Raw genomic sequence first — 808 nt, 5'->3', positions numbered from 1 at the left:
AGGATTATGTCGCGTTGACAGCCCCTCATTACGGAAATTACGGTTAATTTCAAACACACGATCAAAACCGCCAACAACTAAACGCTTCAAATATAGCTCTGGCGCGATACGCAAAAACATGTCGATATCTAAAGCATTGTGGTGCGTTTCAAATGGCTTAGCCGTCGCACCACCTGGAATCACCTGAAGCATTGGTGTTTCAACTTCCATGAAGTCTTTTTCAGCTAAGTAATTGCGAATAGCACTCACGATCTTCGAACGAATCATGAAGGTGTTGCGCGTATCTTCGTTAGCAATCAAATCAACATAACGCTGACGATACTTTGTTTCTTGATCCGCTAAGCCATGATATTTATCAGGCAGAGGACGCAAAGATTTCGTCAAAATACGGAAGTTAGCGACATCAGTAACTTCAACATATAAGTCACCCTTACCTGATTTACTCAGCGTGCCGGTTGCTCCAACAATATCGCCAAGATCTAGGTTGGCCCAATCTTTCGATTCTTTCTGGATAGGCTTGCCCACATAACTCTGGATTGAGCCAGATACGTCTTGAATGCCTACAAACGGGCCACCACGACGCATAACGCGCCCGGCAACAGCAACAGGGATAGCTAACTCAACAAGCTCTTCTTTACTCTTATCACCATACTGCGCTTGCAAATCACCCGCTAAGTTCTCACGACGGTGGTCATTGGGGTGACCGTTCGATTTACTACCTTCACGCAACTGCTCAAGTTTCGCTTTTCGCTCTGCGATCAACTTGTTTTCATCTTCAATAGATAGGCTTTGCTCTGACTTTACATCG

The 808-nt window shown here is 44.9% G+C and carries 1 protein-coding gene; it reads right to left on the bottom strand.

The features are described 5' to 3' along the window. Positions 1-808 (bottom strand): amino acid--tRNA ligase-related protein (locus A3762_RS17520; RefSeq protein ID WP_231878851.1); only part of this gene is annotated, 808 nt, incomplete at both ends.

It is taken from the genome of Oleiphilus sp. HI0125 (assembly GCF_001635355.1).
This window is presented reverse-complemented; position numbering and strand designations above follow the sequence as displayed.